Below are 16,796 nucleotides of genomic sequence, written 5' to 3'. Positions count from 1 at the left end.
TAGCTGCACAGCAGACGGTTCCAGCGGCGAATTCAAGCACGCAGACCGGCAGATCGCAGTTTTTTCCACGCAATTTGCACCTATGTGTAGAAATCTACACATGCAGGCAAATCGACGTGTCGTTTTCTACACATCTTCATGCGGCGTATCGGCTGCATCCGGTCCGGCGGGCAGGAAATGCCCCTTGTCGATACCGTGCCGGACCAGCTTGTCATAGAGGGCCTTGCGCGACAGCCCCAGCGTTTCATAGACCGGCCGCAACGCCCCCTGATGGCGGATCAGCGCGTCGACCAGCAGTTTGCGTTCATGCACGGCCATCATATCCGCCAGCTTGCCGGATGTGTCATGGCTTGCGGATGGCGCATCAGTCTTTTGTACTCCCAGGGCGAAACGTTCTGCTGCATTGCGCAATTCGCGTACATTCCCCGGCCAGTCATTGCGCGACAATTCAGCCAGAAAGGCGGGGCTGGCCATGCGCGCGGGCAACCGGTGGCGCAGGCAGGCGTCGGTCAGCAGGCGGGTGAAAAGCTGGGGTATATCTTCCAGCCGTTCTGAAAGCGGCGGCACACGCAGGCTGACCACGTTCAGCCGGTACAGCAAATCCTCGCGGAAGCGGCCTGCGGCCACTTCGCGGACCAGTTCCACGCGACTTGTGGCAATGAAACGGGCATCAAGCGGATGCTGCGCATTCGACCCAAGCGGCGAGATGAGCCTGTCTTCGATCACGCGCAGCAGCTTGCCCTGCACATCCAGTGGCATTGCGCCGATATCATCAAGCAGGATGGTGCCACCGCGCGCATGGTCGAACTTACCCATCCTTGCGCGGATCGCACCGGGGAATGCCCCTGCCTCATGCCCGAACAATTCGGATTCGATCAGCGTTTCAGGCAGTGCGCTACAGGTTATCGCAATGAAGGGGCGCGCAGCGCGCGGCGACAGGTCATGCAGGGCGCGCGCCACAATTTCCTTGCCCGTGCCCGTGTCCCCCACAATCAGGACATCCGCATCTGACGGGCCGATCGTGCGGATCTGGCGGCGCAGCGCAATCATGCGCTCCGACCGACCCACAAGCCGCGTTTCCAGATCATCAGCCTGCCCGGCGGCAGCCCGCAACCGCCGGTTTTCAAGCACCAGCTGGCGGAATTCCAATGCCCGTACAGCGATTGATGCAAGCTGCGCGCCCGAAAACGGCTTTTCAATGAAATCATGTGCGCCTTCGCGCATGGCGCGCACGGCAAGCGGCACATCCCCATGCCCGGTAATCAGGATGACCGGCACATCATGATCAATTTCATGAATACGGTTCATCAGGGTCAGCCCGTCCAGACCGGGCATGCGGATGTCGCTGATAACCACCCCGCTGAACCCTGCGGTAATACGGTCCAGCGCCTGTTCTGCGCGTGAAAACCCGTCCACCTGCAGGCCCGCCAGATCCAGCGCCTGCGTGGTCGAATTGCGCAGATCCTCGTCATCATCGACAAGCAGGACAACAGGCGGTGTCATTCCGCAGCCTCGGCAGAACGGGGTTGTGCGGCATGCAGGCGCAGGGTGAATTCCGCGCCACCCTCAGGATGGTTGCGCACCGAAATCCGCCCATCGAAATCCCGGATGATATTATAGGAAATCGACAGGCCAAGCCCCAGCCCCTTACCGACCTCCTTGGTCGAAAAGAACGGGTCAAAGATCCGCGCCTGAACCGATTCCGCAATACCGGGGCCATTGTCGCGCAAGCGTAACTCTATCATGTCGCCAACCCGGCCCGCGACAAGATCCAGTTGCTTGGTCTCATTCCCGTCAACCGCGTCAATGGCATTGGCCAGCAGATTTACAAGCACCTGCTGCAACCGCACGGCACCCGCCGTCACCACCAGCGGGTCAGACCCAAGGTCGACATTCAGCACCACCCCGGACCGGTCCAGTTGCCAGCCCAGCAATTCCTGCGCATCCGCAATAACACTGCCCAGATCAACCGGCCGCATCTGCTGGTGCGGCTTGCGGGCAAAATTGCGCAAATGGCGGCTGATGCGGCCCATGCGGTCAATCATGCCCAGAATGCGGGTAATATTGTCATGCGCATCCGCGCTGCGCCCGCGATCAAGCAACAGCTGCGCATTTTCGGCATAGTTGCGCGCCGCCGCCAGCGGCTGGTTGAATTCATGGCTCAGCGCTGCCGACATCTGGCCAAGGGCGGCCAGTTTGCCCGCCTGCACCAGTTCCGACTGGGTTTGTCGCAGGCGGTCCTCGGTGGCGCGGCGTTCACCAACCTCATCACGCAGGGCCGCGTTGGCCGCCGCCAGTTGCGATGTGCGTTCCCCGACGCGCAGTTCCAACTCATCGCGCGCCGCCTGTTGCACGGCCAGCCGTTCCGCCAGTTGCCGGCGCCGTTGCCACAGAATAAGACCCGTCAGCATCAGCAGAACCAACGCCAGCCCGCCAAGTGCGACCGCGCTGGCAACCTGAACCCGCGCGGGGCGGGCATTCAGCAACACCTGCACTGTCCAGTCCGCATCCGGCATCGGCGCGCGCGCGACCAGATATTCCAGCGTTGCCCCGTCATCAGCCGCAGTGCGCAACAGGTCGAACCCGTTCGCATCAGTTTCGCGGGCATAGTCGATCTGGCCGATACGGGCATTTGCATAACGCCGCGTCTGTTCTGTTCGCGCAAGGCGCGCTGGCGTCATCGGCCCGAAGGACCGGAAAAGCCAGTCAGGCCGGTTCGACAGGAACACAATATTTTCAGGGTCGGTCACGATGATGCGCATCTCATCAGAGGCCCAGGCTTGTTCAATTCCGTCCACATCAATCTTGATGACCATCACACCATGGCGCTGGCCCGCAACATCGATGGGTGCACCGAAATAATAGCCCCGCTTGTTGGACGTGGTGCCCAGCGCATAGAACCGCCCTGCCCCTTTTTGCCCCAATGCGTCATAGAAATACGGACGAAACGCGAAATTGCCGCCGACAAAGCTATGGGCCTGATCAAAATTGCTGGCCGCCAGCGTCACCCCGTCACGATACATGACATAGATATCGGATGCGCCCAGCATTTCGGCGGTGTCGCGCAGATAGATATTGGCCGCCATCACCAGATCCGGGTCGCGCGGGGCAAGTATCAGCGACCGGATGACGCGCTGATCCGCCAGAAGCTGCGGCAGTCGCTCAAAACGCGACAATTGCCCGCGCAGTGACGCTTCCGCCAGATTCAGCGTGTTCTGCCCACGGTCATGCAATTCGGTGAAATAATAGACCGTTGCGCGCTGCCAGGCAAACCAGCCCAGCGCCCCCACGACACATAACGCCGCAATCGCGCCGAATACCAGGGGGAATGGGCGGGTCCGTTGCATGGGCTTACCTGTGACAAAACGCCTGTATCACACACAAGCGCATGCCCACAGCAATGTCAAACAGGGCAATCAGGCGTTGAACAGGAAATGCAGCACATCACCGTCCCTGACCTCGTATGATTTCCCTTCGACACGGAATTTACCGGCATCCTTGGCACCCGCTTCGCCGGCATGGGTGATGTAATCGTCATAGCCCACAGTTTCGGCGCGGATGAATCCGCGTTCAAAATCGCCATGGATGACACCTGCGGCCTGTGGCGCAAGGGTGCCCACCGGAATGGTCCAGGCGCGCGCTTCCTTCGGGCCGACAGTGAAATATGTCTGCAGGCCCAGCAACTGATAGCCCGCACGGATAAGCCGGTCGAGGCCCGCTTCCTCCAGGCCCATTTCCGACAGGAACATGGCGGCTTCATCGGCATCAAGCTGGCTGATTTCTTCCTCAATACGCGCGGAAATGACGACATGGGCGGCGCCCTGCGCTTCGGCCATTGCTGCAACTTTGGCAGAAAGGCTGTTTCCCGTCCCGGCGGATGATTCCTCGACATTGCACACAAACAGCACCGGTTTGGCCGTCAGCAACTGCAACATCCGCCAGTTCCGGGTTTCTTCCGCGCTGATTTCAACTGTGCGGGCGGGTTTGCCCGCTTCCAGTGCGACCAGCGCCCGGCGCAGCAGCGCGTCCTGTTCAACCGCTTCCTTGTCACCGCCGCGCAACTTCCGCGACAGGTTCGCCAGACGCCGCTCAATGGAATCCATATCCGCGATCATCAGTTCCGTTTCAATGGTTTCCGCGTCGGCCGCAGGGTCAATCCTGCCCTCGACATGGGTGACATCGTCATCCTCGAAACAGCGCAGCACATGGGCAATGGCATCCACTTCGCGGATATTGGCCAGAAACTGGTTGCCCAGACCCTCGCCCTTGGACGCACCGCGCACCAGTCCGGCAATATCGACAAAGCTCATGCGCGTCGGGATTACCTCTCGCGATCCGGCAATGTCAGCCAGTTTCTGCAGCCGCGCATCCGGTACAGCCACGTCACCGACATTCGGTTCGATGGTGCAGAACGGGAAATTCGCGGCCTGTGCAGCAGCGGTTTTCGTCAATGCGTTAAACAATGTCGATTTGCCCACATTCGGCAAACCCACGATTCCCATTTTGAAACCCATCACCATTCCCCTGACTGGCATTCGCAAGGGCCGCTTTTAGGGTTTGGCCGCAGATGTGGCAAGGGCATCCGCCCGGATTTACATGTAACTTCGCACCAATGCCTCCGAGACCAGACGCCAGCCATCCGCGATGACAAAAAACGACAACTTGAACGGCAGGGACACAATGGCGGGCGGCACCATCATCATCCCCATCGACATCAGGACCGCGGCCACAACCAGATCAATGATCAGAAACGGCAGGAAGATCAGGAAACCGATCTGAAAGGCGCGCGCCACCTCACTAAGCATGAAGGCAGGCACCAGCACGGACAGCGGCGCATCCGGGGACAGCGCGCCATCCATTGCCGGGCGCAGACTGACCAGACTGTCAAAGGTCGCGCCATCCACCCGCGCCGCCATGAACCGGCGAAACGGGTCCGCGACGCGCAGGAAAGCATCCTCCAGCCCGATCTCGCCATCATTCAGCGGCACAATCCCCCCCTGCCAGGCGGCAAGGAACACCGGCTCCATCACGAAATAGGTCAGAAACAGCGCCAGCGACACAATCAGCATATTGGGCGGCGACTGCATCAACCCCAAAGCCTGCCGCAATATCGCCAGCACCGTCACGATGAACGGAAAACATGTAACCATCACCAGAATGCCGGGCACCAGACTCAGCAATGTCAGTACCACGATCAGCTGCACACTGCGCACTGCCAATGACCCGTCATCGCCGAAGCTGAACGTCACCTCCTGCGCGGAGGCGCCTGCGCCCGGCAACGCAAGCCCTGCGGCAAGAAGGATAAGCGGAAGAATTCCCCTGAACCACATATCCCTACAGCGCCGCTTTCAGGTCGATAATCTCCGTCAGGCGCACGCCCAGAAAGCCCGCGTTCTCGCCCTCCATCTCTTCAAGCACGCCGCGCGCAATCAGTTTGTCACCGATGAACAATTCAACCGGATCTTCAATCCGGCGGTTCAGCGGCAACACGGAATCACGGTCCAGCCGCATCAGTTCACGCACCATGGGCCTTGCGCGCCCGACGGATACGGCAATTTCCACCGGCACCTGTTCCAGTATGGCGGTGTTCATATCTCGGTCTTCCATGGTCATGCCTCTTTCTGTTCTCTGGCGGTGACCTGCTGGTCAAAAGCTGCATGGAGCTGTGCCAGAATCGCGTCCAGATCAATGTTGCGTTGATAGTCCTGCACACGCAGGGATATCTGGGCCTCGCTGTAGCTTGGCTCTTCCAGAATTTCGGCTTCCAGACCGGGGACTGCCGTGGTCACATCCTCCAGCACTGCACGCATGCCGGGGGCGCAGAGGATCTGAAGCGCGGTGCGGGTGTCGCGGGTGATCATCTGCTGCATGCTGTCCAGAACCAACCCCGGCAACGACAGCCGCAGCGCTTCCGGCACCAGCCTTTCCAGCACGGCCTGTGTCAGTGTCAGGAAGGACTGTTCCAGCGTTGAATGCGCTTCATTATAGGTGAAGCTTATCGCCTGAAGTGCCTCCAGTGCCGCGTTCCGGCGCTGGGTATCTTCATCGCGAATCTGCTCCAGCGCGTCCTGCCAGCCCGCGCCATAGCCCTGCTCATAGGCGGTTTCGCGCAATTCCTCGGCGGCGGCCGCGTTCAGCACGGGTTCCGCATCCGGCGAAGATGTCTCGAACACCTCCAGCTTCAGCATCGCATTTCGCATCTAAGTGCCTTTCGAAGGGGTGTTCGCATCGTCCATCCAGTGGCGCAGGACTTCGACAGATTCCTGCTGACGCTCCGCAATCAGCTGGCGCAACCGGGCGACCGGATCATCATGCTGACCGGGCCCGCCACCGCCGCCAATGCTGGAAAAATCCAGCGCCAGCGGGCTTGCCATGTCAGGAAACCCGTCATCCTCCGGCAGACCGGCCGGCAAGGTATTTTCCAGCCGGTCAAGCCCCTGCCCAGTGTTCTGCTGCATGGCGGCCCGCAGGATGGGGCGCAGCACGAACACGGCCAGAAACACCAACGCCAGAAGGGCGAAAACCCATTGCAGCAGCGTCATGATATCCAGTCCAGACGCCGACAGAAGACCGGAACCCGCCTCGGTTCCCAGCGCGGCAACGGGCTCGAACGGCAAGGAGCGCAGCGTGATCACATCTCCGCGGGTTTCGTCATAGCCCACAGCAGAGGCGACAAGCTCATGCAGGCTTTCCAGTTCCTCGGCATTGCGCGGTCGCCATGTTACCGTACCATCAGCGCCAGTGTCATAGATGCCGTCAATCAGCACCGCGACCGTCAACCGCCGGATCGCGCCGGGCAGACGTTCGATTTCGCGCCTCGTTTCCGACATATCGAAATTGGTTCGCTGGCGGTTCTGACTTTCACGGTTCTGCGCGCTGCCATCCGCCCCGGCGGCATCCCCGTCTGGCAGATTGCTGGCAACTGTCACCCCCTGCCCGCGCGAATCAGTGCTGTTACTCTCGCTTTCTTCGGTTTCGGTGCTGATGGCCACGCGGGTATCGGGGTCGACCAGTCGTTCCTGTATCGTCTCACGGTCAGTTACGGTTTCCATGCTGAGTTCGACCACCGCGCGCCCGTGACCGACATGCGCTTCCAGCAGGCGTTCGACCCGGCGGCGGATATCTGCTTCGCGGTCGCTGGCCGTGCCATTGGCCAGCGCCTCGGTTTCGGGACCATAGACAAGGCCCCCGGTGCCATCGATGACCGACACGCCCTCCGGCTGCATGCCTGCGATGGCCGAGGCGACAAGATAGCGGATCGCGCGTGCCTGCGCGGGGTTCAGCATACCCGATGTCGTGCTGACCGTGACCGATGCACCGGGCGATATCTCGCGCCGGAACGCCGTGCTCGACCCCTGCGATATATGGACCCGCGCCGAACGGATATGCGGGCTGGCCGTGATGGTGCGCGCAAGTTCCCCTTCACGCGCACGCCAATAGGCCGCGTCGAACATCTGCGATGTGGTGCCGAAACCCGACAGCGAATCAAGCAGTTCATAACCCGAATGTGAATTCGCGGGCAGACCGGCTGCGGCCAGCATCAGACGGGTTTCATCGCGCTGCGCCGACGGCACGAATACTGCGTCCCCGCGCACATCATAGCGTATGCCCCTGGCATCGAGCGTCTGAAGAACCTCGCCTGCGGCGGAATCTTCCAGTCCGGCATATAGCAATGACATTCCGGGACTGGACGCCAGCCGGGCCAGCCCCATGACCGCGGCGAACATCAGAATGACGGCCCCGATAAGCATGACCCGTCTGCTAGTGTCCAGTGCGGCCCAGAGCGGCTGAATCTTCTGCACTGCGAATCTCCTTGTGCGGGCTTCTGCCCTTGAACTGATCGCAGTTTCGCCGCTCTCGCTTAACAATCGGTTAGTGACCTTGTGGCATACCAAAGAAAATTCGCTTTTCAGGAACAGACCGATGAACGCAGCCACTGACACACCACCCGACACCGGGGTCGCCCCCCGCAGGAAGGCGCGCATTCTGCCGGTATTGATGGGCATTCTGGGTGCGACCCTGTTGGGCGGCGGGGGTTTTTACGCGGTCTATTCGGGCCTGATACTCGCCCCGCCGGACTCTACCGGCAGGCTCGCGCCACATGCGCAGGATTTTGCTTTCATTCCGGTTGAGCGAATCACCGTAAGTCTGGCGCCCGGTTCCGGTTCACGCCATCTGCTGTTCTCCGGCCAGCTGGAGGTGGCGGCTGCATCGCGCGTGGAACTGGAACGCCTGCAACCGCGCTTTATCGACGTCATCAACATGTATCTTCGCGCGGTGGACCCCAGGGATCTGGCGGAACCCGCATCCCTGATCCGGCTGCGCGCCCAGATCCTGCGGCGGTTACAAACTGTCGCGGGTCAGGGGCATATCCGCGATTTCCTGATCACGGAATTTGTACTTAGCTAGGGGGTTTATCATGGCATTTCTTGTTGATATCGCATTTGCGCTCGGTGCCCTGCTGGCCGCGGCCTATTGCATGCTGCTATCGCGCAGATTGCGAGCGCTGACCCGGCTTGACGGGGATGTGGGCTCCGCTATTGCGATCCTGTCACAACAGGTGGACGCACTGACACAGGCGTTGGACACCGCGTCGCAATCCAGCACCAGGGCGGAAAGCAACCTCAACCTGACAATTGCGCGCGCGCAGACCGCGACGCGCAACCTTGAACTGCTGCTCGCAGCCGCGAAACCAAGACCGCCGGGCGCACGCAACATGGCGGATGCAGACATTTCCGCAAAGGACGAAACCAGCAGCGAGGGCGACATTACCTTCACGCCTCTGGCGCATGGCAGGGGCAACAAACCGCGTATTTTGCGACAACGTGAAACAGCGGGGCAGCGCAAATGAAACACACCGCCAAAGCCAAAACACCTGGCAGGCGCGGGGCGTCATCCGCGTTGCTGGTGCTTGCGGGGATGTTTTTCCTCGCCGGGATGTCCCGTCTGGGTCTGGGGGTCGCCGAAGTCATTGCTGCGGAAAACACTCCCATAGCCGCAGAAACAACCACTGCTGCGCAGGTGAATCCTGCCGACCCGGGCGATCTGTTTCAAAGCCTGCGGGCGCGCGAAGCCCGCTTGCAGCAGATGGAAGACAACCTGACACAACGCGCGCAGGATTTGCAGCAGGCAGAAGCAGAAATCCGCCAGCAGATCGAACAGCTCGCCCTTGCGGAACAGCGCCTGCTACAAACCGTGGCGCTGACCGAATCCTCCGCAGAAGACGATGTCGCGCGCCTGACCACTGTATATGAACATATGAAACCCCAGCAGGCCGCGGAATTGTTCAGCCAGATGGATGTTCAGTTCGCCGCCGGTTTTTTTGCAAGGCTGCGTCCGGATTTTGCCGGTGCCGTCATGGCGGCGCTTGATCCGGTGACGGCCTATGCGATCAGCGCCGTCATGGCGGGGCGCAATGCCAACACGCCCAGGGAATAACGCGACAGGATTTCATGCAAACGCGAAGCGCCTTCTTAACAAAGTTGCGCGATAATCATGGGGCGGGCCAGCACTCGCACCCCAAAGTCAGAGGCTTATCGTGATCGCAATCTTCGGCATCGTCATCATCTTCGTCATGGTTTTCGGCGGCTATCTTGCGGCGGGCGGAACGATGGGCATTATTCTGAAGGCATTGCCCTTCGAACTGATGATCATCGGCGGCGCAGCGGCAGGTGCATTCATTCTTGGCAATAACAGTGGCACCCTCAGAAGCACCGGGCGGGATATATCGCGCGTGTTCAAGGGGCCGAAATGGCTGCCGGATGACTACCGTGATCTTCTGTGCCTGCTGTTCGAACTGATCTGGCTGTCGCGCCAGAACCCGGTCGCCATCGAAGAACAGATCGAGGCACCGACTGAGTCGGCCATCTTCTCAAAATACCCGAAAATTCAGGCAGATCATGACGTTGTGGACCTGATCTGCGATACGTTGCGCGCGGCCTCGATGAATTATGACGATCCGCATCAGGTCGAGGAAGTCCTGGATAAACGGCTGGAAGCGCATAAACATCACGCACTCCACACAAGCCATGCCGTGCAGATCGTGGCAGACGCGCTACCTGCACTGGGAATCGTTGCGGCGGTGCTGGGCATTATCAAGACCATGGGTGCAATTGCGGAACCCCCTGAAATACTCGGAAAAATGATTGGCGGCGCACTTACCGGCACATTTCTGGGTGTTTTCATGGCATATGGTTTCGTTGGTCCGATCGCGGCGCGCATGCGCGATATTGTCGAGGAAGACGACCATTTCCTCCAGTTGATCCGCGAAGTCCTGATTGCAAACCTGCATTCCCATCCGGCCAATATCTGCATTGAGGTCGGGCGCCAGAACACACCCCACCACCAGCGACCGGGTTTCAACGAACTCGAAAATGCCATGCGCGATCTCAAGAAAAATGCGGCCTGAAGCATGTGGACAGCCGGACAAATCATCGCGATCATCGGAATCTGTTTCGTCGGCACCGGGGCGGTGGCGCAAGTCACCACCATTCCCGTCCGCGCCGGGGAGCATGCGGCCTTTACCCGGCTTGTCATCCAGATGCCTGATGAAAACGACTGGCGCCTGACCCAGCAGGGCCGCAAGGCCGATCTGACCATTTCCGGTCCTGCGCTGGCATTCGATCTGTCCCAGACATTCGCCCGTATTCCGCGCACGCGACTTGCGACGCTGACGCAAACCGATGCGGGACTTGAACTGACGCTGGCCTGCGATTGCCGCCTGCACGCGGCCGAAGATCTGCCGCGGAACCTTGTCATCGACATAGCCAGGGTGAACATCCCGATCACGCGCGCCACAGTTGATACCCGTCGCCCACCGACGCGCGCCCCCCACCCGCAGCCCGCATTGCCACACCCAGCAGAGGGCGGCGGGAGCTACGCACTGGCGGCCGGGCAATCCCTTGCGTCCATGCTTGCAGGGCGCGCGCAACCCCTTCCGCAAGGCCCCTCGCTGCTGTTGCGGCAGGTGCTTGGCGCGCATACACCCGTTATGGAACCCGCGCAGGACGACACGGTCAGCGACAAACCGGAGTTCGCGATGCCAGGCATGACGCGGGAACTTGGGCGGGTCTTGTCTGAAGCAACCGGTCAGGGGCTTCTGACCCCCGCCCCCTACAGCCCCCCTGCCGGTATATCCCGCGCACATAGCCCGGATGCGCCGGTTCCGTCCGGAACCACGGCGCAAGATCTCCGCGCAGCCGGGCAATTTTCGGTAACGGACAGCGTGTCCGCCGCGCGCGGGGCCATAGCACGCAGATTGCAGGATGATCTCTTTGCATCATGCCCGCCATCCGACCTGATCGACCCTGCAGCATGGGCCGATCCCGCCACCACCGCGCTTGTGCCCCATATTCCGGGGCTGCTGTTCACCGAGATTGACAGCCTTGATGCCGAAATTACCCGAAATCTGGTCAAACATCATCTGTATCTGGGTTTCGGCGCGGAAGCGCGCGTGATCCTGTCACTGCTGCACCCCTTGCGGCAGGAAGACAGGATTCTGGAAATCCTTGGTCACCTTGTTGATCTTGCGCCTCTTCCTCCGGACCTTCTTCCTACCTATCTTGAGAATTGCGACGGAATGGCACCGCTTTGGCAGGCGCTGGCAATTCTGCCGGATGATCTGCCTGAAAACTTTGCATTTCCCGCGCTGGTGCAGGCAATTCAGGGCCTGCCCCCCCATTTGAGGTTACATCTTGGTCCGCATCTTGTCCGGCATCTTGTCGTGCAAGGTCACGTGTCCCATGCGCATGCCATCCGGGACAGTCTGGACCGCGTGGCCGAAGGGCAATCCGACCCGCTTCGGATTGCGCAGGCCGCGCTTGACCTGCCGCGGGTCTCCGTGCAGGTGGCGGAACGTCTTGAACACGACCTGCTGTCAGATCCAAGCGTCGAATCGCTGACGCTGCTGCTGACCCGCCAACAGGACATGAACCTTCCGCTGTCCGACGATCTGGTGGATGAGGCGCGCGCGATTCTGCTGCCGCTGCGCGGTTCAGCCGAAGGGCACAGGATCGCGCGTTTTCTGGCAAAAGGGTTGTCACGAACAGGCCGCTTCGCAGATGCGCTGTCACTTGCGCATGGCGATGAAGCGGGTTTTGCCCCCGCCGATGCAGAAAGCTTGTTCGCACAATTGCTGCATGAATTATCGCGCGACGCCGATGACGTGACATTCGTGACGCTGGCCTTCGCCTATGCGCCGTGGCAATTACCCCTGCCCAGGGATGTGGCGCAGGACCTGGCGGCAAGACTGTCATCGCTGGGGTTCACTGCTCAGGCGGAATTAATGGCCACGACGCCCGGAACCACTGCGGCACCGGACAGCGCTGATGCAATTTCGCCAGCACCGCCTGCAACGTCAAGGCAGGAACAGATCGGGCCGTTCTGGCCCGCCCCCCTGACATTGCCCCCGGTTGACGCCCGGCCACCCGCTGTTGTTGCGGGCAGGACCGCGACCGCTGAAACAGCATCACCGGGCGGTGACGTCGCTGACGGCCCCGACCCGCAGACCTTGCAGTCAGATGGTATGGATGCTGCGCAAAACGCATCGTCTGCAGCGGGGGCCGCAGTGGATGATGCAATCGGCCTGCTGCATGCGGGCAGGAATACAGTTCGCGACAGCGCACAGCTGCGGGAACGGCTGGCGGATTTACTGGACCAGACCCCATAGCGGCCAAGGGGCATGCTGCGCCGGAACCGGTTCTGCACGACATGGGCATGAGCCTGCCCCGTTGCGCAAACACGGGAACCCGTTTCACGCGACCCGGACACACATAAGCAATATGACAGAACTGCGGTGGGGGGGGGCAGGCCTTCACCTGCCCCCCACCGCAGTCATATGCATTCACGCGGACACGATCTGATCTTATACTACCGCATGTCCGCGACGCAGAAACCGGCACCCGGTTTCTGCCGCACCCTGCATCAGCTGAACATGTCCGCGACGATGCCGTTATACCAGCCGATGCTTTCTTCATAAGTTTGGCGGCGCAGATCGGCATCTTCGCCCACCTGGCTGATAAACCCTTCGACGCTGGCGATTTTTTCCTCGGTGGCTTCATAAGATGCGCCGACTTTCACGCCATCATCCGTGCCGATAAGCGACCAGCAGGTATTGGCATAGCGCGCGGGGAACAGCCGCGCATCCGTCAGTTCATGCCGGATCGAATTCGCCGCGACCTTTGCCTGACTATTGGCCGAGAAACCGGATTTCGGCATATCCCCCTGCGCGGCGGCATCGCCAAGGATATAAACCTTGTCATCCATCCGGCTTTTCATATTGGCGGGAACAGCGGGCGCCCAGCCGCTGTCATCAGTAATGCCTGCAAGTTCGGCAATGCGCCCGGCCTTCTGGCCCGGAATGACATTGCAGACATCGACCTGTTCAATGACACCATCGATGGAAACGGTCATTGCCTCGGGGTCAACGGAAACGTTGTCCGCCCCGAAATCGGGGCCGACACGTTCGATCATGCCGGGGTAGTGCCGCGCCCAGCCATCTTCGAACAGACCCTGTTTCGAGAAATTCTCCTTCGGGTCCACGATCAGGATTTTCGCGGTCGGGTTACGCTCTGACAGCACATGCGCCACCATCGAAATCCGTTCATAGGGGCCGGGGGGGCAGCGATAAGGGTTGGGCGGGGCCACCATGCAATAGGTGCCGCCTTCGCGCATGTTTTCCATCTGCGCTTTCAGCAATTCCGACTGGCTGCCGGCCTTATAGGCATGCGGCATCCGGTTTTGTGCCGCGACCGACCAGCCCGGCACGCTGTCTTCACGAAAATCGATGCCCGGTGAAATGACCAGCCGGTCATAGGGCAGCGTGTCGCCCCCGGCCAGGGTGACAGTCTGCGCATCGCGGTCCACGCCAACGGCCCAGTCATGCACCACATTGATGCCGTGGCGCGCGGCAAGCGTACCATAGGAATGGCCCATATCCGCCAGTTCCCAGAACCCGCCAATATACAGGTTGGAGAAGTAGCAGGTGTAATACATGCGCGTCGGTTCAACCAGCGTCACATCGATGGCACCCTGGCTGTCGCGCGCGATATAGCGCGCGGCCGTGGCCCCACCCGATCCCCCGCCAATCACCACAACGCGCGGGCGTGTCTGGCCCAGCACCGCGGGCGCTGACAGGATTGCGGCCCCTGCGGCCATGCTGCCCAGAATAGTGCGTCGTTTCAGTTCCATCAGGTGTCCTCCCATACGGATATGCTTAATCATCTATTGTTGCGAAATATGCGGCAAGGGCCGCGATTTCCTCGTTATCCAGCCGCCGCGCAACATTCTGCATGACGGAATGCGGCCGCAGCCCTTCCTTGTAGGCATGCATGGCGGCCACAAAACGGTCCTCTGGCCAATGGGTTATGGATGGTATGCCCATGGCCGCGCCATCACGTTGATGACAGGTCAGGCATTCACTGGCAAGGTACTCGCCCCATTCACGGTCCCCGCGAATGGCCAGCACCTCTGGTGGCAGGTCAATCTCAACGCGGCGCGCCGTCGGTTCGGCTTCGGGAATATCTTCCGGCATGTCGGAAAACTGCCGGATATACCCCAGAAGATCGGCACGGTCCTGCGCATCGGGCAGTCCTGCATAGCTCATGCGGGTGCCCGATACCAACGCATAGGGGTTTTCGATATAGGCGTCCAATGTCCGGTATGTCCAGCGCAGCCCGTCGCGCCCCATCCGCGTAATTGAACCGGAATAGACAAAATCATCCAGTCCAGCCGCCCGCCTGCTGAAAATGCGGTTCAGATGCGGGCCGATCCCGTTTTCGGCCCCGCGCCCCATCTCATGGCAGGCCGCGCATTCCTGTTCCCACAGCCCGGCCCCGCGCGCGGCATCGCCCAATGGCACCGCGCCGCTGCCGGTTTGCGCAGCCAATGGCGCAGCGCCCAGCCCCGCAAGGATGGCCCCTGCCCCCAGCAGTGTTCTGAAGACATTATTTCCCATCATACCGCCCCCAGACCATCACAGGCACCAGCCTCAGCTTACGGAAATACTTGCGCTTTCTTCATAAACTGACCCGTCATCATCAATCCATGTGAAGGCGAATTCACCCGATTCCGGCACGCTGGCTTCAAATTCAATGAACGGATTTGCCGACAGGCTGGGTTCGATTTCCATATCCAGAACCATTTCCCCGTTAAAGCGACAGGTGAACCGGTTGATGATATGACGCGGAACGACCGTGCCATCAGGATCGACACGGTTGCCGGTTTCCATCGGATGCGTGATCAATGTGCGCAGCAGAACCACCTCATTTACTGACGCAGACCGGGGAACACGGACGCGCGGGCGGATATCAGAACTGGACATATCGGGCACTCCTTGCATTTCATATCAGCGGCAGGTTTCCGGCATTGCCGCGCACCACCGAGTTCAGGGGTATCGCGCGGCGGGCTTCAGCCAGTGCAACCACCCACCACTACCTGCACATTCACCGCAGCCTGCACAAAGCTGCCATCCGGCATTTCGGCCAATGCGATGATATCCATGGTTTCAGCCATGCGAATGCGGGTCGAGGCCATCCCCCGCGCCGCCAGTGGGCCGAAATGAACAGTGCAGACTTCGGGGTTGGGGTTGGCGGGTGCCAGAATGCGGATCGATTTCGCACCGGGGCAGGTCACGCTGACCGGCACGGCACTTCCGTTTTCCGCAATGTCAGGCGCGGTAATCTGCAGCGGCCCCTCTGCCAGGTCGGCCCCCCCGGTAAAATCCGTAATCAGCGCCTGCATATCGGCTGAAACAGGGATCGGAATCAGGGTCACGGCAAATCCGCCAAGACCCATCGCAAGGGTGCGTCGTCGCGAAAATTGCATCTGTCTTACTCCCGTCATGTTCCGTAGTCCGGTCTGCGTCATCTGTTCCACAGTAGCGCGATCAGGCATGGTGCCGCAATAAAATTACATTTCCCGAATGTGTGTTTCCAGAAGGCGGAGCATTCCTGCCTGACGCATCTGTTCGGGAATTTCCCTAGGCACGGCGCAAAAGGCAAAGCGGCCAAGACCACCCGAAAACGCGCCGCCTCAGACGAATTGTTCGCGGATCAGGCGTTCTTCCAGCCCGTGGCCCGGATCGAACAGAAGCTTGTGCGCCACCCGGCTGTCGGACGCGACATCGACACGCAGCACATTGCGCACCGATCGGCTGTCGGCATCCGCCATGACCGGGCGCTTGGCGGGGTCTATAACTTCAAACCGGACATGGCTGCCCTTCGGCAGCAACGCCCCGCGCCAGCGTCTTGGACGAAAGGCCGCAACCGGTGTCAGCGCCAGCACATCCGACCCGATGGGCAGGATCGGCCCATGCGCGGAATAGTTGTAAGCAGTCGAACCCGCCGGCGTGCTGAGGATCACACCATCGCAGACCAGTTCATCCAGCCGCTGCCGCCCGTCCACCACAATCCGCAGTTTCGCCGCCTGCGCGCCCTGACGCAGCAGCGACACTTCATTGATGGCCAACGCATCGGCCTTGGTGCCGTCGATCCGGGTTGCGGTCATGCGCAGCGGGTTCAGTACCGCCATTTCCGCCTGTTCCAGCCGCGCCAGCAGCCCGTCTACACGATAGGCGTTCATCATGAACCCGACCGTGCCGCGATTCATGCCATAGACCGGCGTGTCCAGTTCCTGCGTGGAATGCAGTGCCTGCAACATGAACCCGTCCCCGCCCAGCGCGACAATCACCTTTGCATCTTCGAGCGGGCAATTGCCGTATTGCGCGGTCAGTTCCGCAAGCGCGGTCTGTGCTTCCGGGGCCGGGCTGGCCAGAAAGGCGATATTTGCTTGCATTCCAT

At 60.7% G+C, this 16,796-nt stretch carries 17 protein-coding genes; 5 read left to right on the top strand and 12 right to left on the bottom strand.

Features of this window, described 5'->3' with window-relative positions:
* Positions 1 to 126: 126 nt before the first annotated feature.
* From PUT78_RS06590 to fliF, 7 genes are all read right to left on the bottom strand, one after another.
* Positions 127 to 1,503 (bottom strand): sigma-54-dependent transcriptional regulator, encoded by a 1,377-nt coding sequence (locus PUT78_RS06590; RefSeq protein ID WP_274351444.1) that lies wholly within the window; start codon positions 1,501 to 1,503, stop codon positions 127 to 129.
* Positions 1,500 to 3,347 (bottom strand): sensor histidine kinase, encoded by a 1,848-nt coding sequence (locus PUT78_RS06585; protein WP_274351443.1) that lies wholly within the window; start codon positions 3,345 to 3,347, stop codon positions 1,500 to 1,502. Before PUT78_RS06585 ends, PUT78_RS06590 begins: the two co-directional genes overlap by 4 nt.
* A gap of 69 nt (positions 3,348 to 3,416) precedes the next feature.
* Positions 3,417 to 4,514 (bottom strand): redox-regulated ATPase YchF, encoded by a 1,098-nt coding sequence (gene ychF, locus PUT78_RS06580; protein WP_274351442.1) that lies wholly within the window; start codon positions 4,512 to 4,514, stop codon positions 3,417 to 3,419.
* Between the two features lie 78 nt (positions 4,515 to 4,592).
* A complete protein-coding gene (gene fliP / locus PUT78_RS06575; protein ID WP_274351441.1) occupies positions 4,593 to 5,330 on the bottom strand; it encodes a flagellar type III secretion system pore protein FliP in 738 nt (245 codons plus the stop codon).
* Positions 5,331 to 5,334: 4 nt separating this feature from the next.
* Positions 5,335 to 5,607: a FliM/FliN family flagellar motor switch protein gene (locus PUT78_RS06570; RefSeq protein WP_274351440.1), complete on the bottom strand. Its 273-nt coding sequence runs from the start codon at positions 5,605 to 5,607 to the stop codon at positions 5,335 to 5,337.
* 2 nt (positions 5,608 to 5,609) lie between these two features.
* Entirely contained in the window at positions 5,610 to 6,200 is a 591-nt protein-coding gene (locus tag PUT78_RS06565) for a FliH/SctL family protein (protein ID WP_274351439.1), read from the bottom strand.
* Complete coding sequence (fliF, locus tag PUT78_RS06560) at positions 6,201 to 7,802, bottom strand: flagellar basal-body MS-ring/collar protein FliF (protein WP_274351438.1); 1,602 nt, start codon at positions 7,800 to 7,802, stop codon at positions 6,201 to 6,203.
* Positions 7,803 to 7,923: 121 nt separating this feature from the next.
* Here fliF and PUT78_RS06555 point away from each other — a divergent pair, with 121 nt between their 5' ends.
* The 5 genes from PUT78_RS06555 to PUT78_RS06535 all read left to right on the top strand — a co-directional run bounded on the left by PUT78_RS06555 (position 7,924) and on the right by PUT78_RS06535 (position 12,667).
* Positions 7,924 to 8,409, top strand: a complete 486-nt coding sequence (locus PUT78_RS06555; RefSeq protein ID WP_274351437.1) for a flagellar basal body-associated FliL family protein — start codon at positions 7,924 to 7,926, stop codon at positions 8,407 to 8,409.
* Between the two features lie 10 nt (positions 8,410 to 8,419).
* Positions 8,420 to 8,851, top strand: a complete 432-nt coding sequence (locus PUT78_RS06550) for a hypothetical protein (RefSeq protein ID WP_274351436.1) — start codon at positions 8,420 to 8,422, stop codon at positions 8,849 to 8,851.
* Entirely contained in the window at positions 8,848 to 9,438 is a 591-nt protein-coding gene (locus tag PUT78_RS06545; protein ID WP_274351435.1) for a MotE family protein, read from the top strand. The genes PUT78_RS06550 and PUT78_RS06545 overlap by 4 nt, the downstream gene beginning before the upstream one ends.
* Positions 9,439 to 9,538: 100 nt before the next feature.
* A complete protein-coding gene (gene motA, locus PUT78_RS06540; protein WP_274351434.1) occupies positions 9,539 to 10,408 on the top strand; it encodes a flagellar motor stator protein MotA in 870 nt (289 codons plus the stop codon).
* 3 nt (positions 10,409 to 10,411) lie between these two features.
* Positions 10,412 to 12,667: a hypothetical protein gene (locus PUT78_RS06535; RefSeq protein ID WP_274351433.1), complete on the top strand. Its 2,256-nt coding sequence runs from the start codon at positions 10,412 to 10,414 to the stop codon at positions 12,665 to 12,667.
* A 254-nt stretch (positions 12,668 to 12,921) separates the two neighbouring features.
* Here PUT78_RS06535 and PUT78_RS06530 read toward each other — a convergent pair whose 3' ends face one another.
* The 5 genes from PUT78_RS06530 to PUT78_RS06510 form a co-directional block, all read right to left on the bottom strand.
* Positions 12,922 to 14,187 carry an NAD(P)/FAD-dependent oxidoreductase gene (locus tag PUT78_RS06530; protein ID WP_274351432.1) on the bottom strand — a complete coding sequence of 422 codons (1,266 nt, stop codon included), beginning with the start codon at positions 14,185 to 14,187 and terminating at the stop codon, positions 12,922 to 12,924.
* A gap of 25 nt (positions 14,188 to 14,212) precedes the next feature.
* Positions 14,213 to 14,953 carry a c-type cytochrome gene (locus PUT78_RS06525; protein ID WP_420793474.1) on the bottom strand — a complete coding sequence of 247 codons (741 nt, stop codon included), beginning with the start codon at positions 14,951 to 14,953 and terminating at the stop codon, positions 14,213 to 14,215.
* 33 nt (positions 14,954 to 14,986) lie between these two features.
* The gene (gene soxZ / locus PUT78_RS06520) at positions 14,987 to 15,319 is read right to left on the bottom strand and encodes a thiosulfate oxidation carrier complex protein SoxZ (protein WP_274351430.1); all 333 of its coding nucleotides are present in this window, start codon (positions 15,317 to 15,319) and stop codon (positions 14,987 to 14,989) included.
* A gap of 86 nt (positions 15,320 to 15,405) precedes the next feature.
* Positions 15,406 to 15,822 carry a thiosulfate oxidation carrier protein SoxY gene (locus PUT78_RS06515; RefSeq protein WP_274351429.1) on the bottom strand — a complete coding sequence of 139 codons (417 nt, stop codon included), beginning with the start codon at positions 15,820 to 15,822 and terminating at the stop codon, positions 15,406 to 15,408.
* 207 nt (positions 15,823 to 16,029) lie between these two features.
* Complete coding sequence (locus PUT78_RS06510) at positions 16,030 to 16,791, bottom strand: NAD kinase (RefSeq protein ID WP_274351428.1); 762 nt, start codon at positions 16,789 to 16,791, stop codon at positions 16,030 to 16,032.
* Positions 16,792 to 16,796: the final 5 nt, after the last annotated feature.

The organism is Roseinatronobacter alkalisoli (genome assembly GCF_028745735.1).
GTDB classification, from domain to species: Bacteria; Pseudomonadota; Alphaproteobacteria; order Rhodobacterales; family Rhodobacteraceae; genus Roseinatronobacter; species Roseinatronobacter alkalisoli.
The sequence above is the reverse complement of the archived record's forward strand: the minus strand, read 5'-3'. Positions and strand labels throughout refer to the sequence as shown.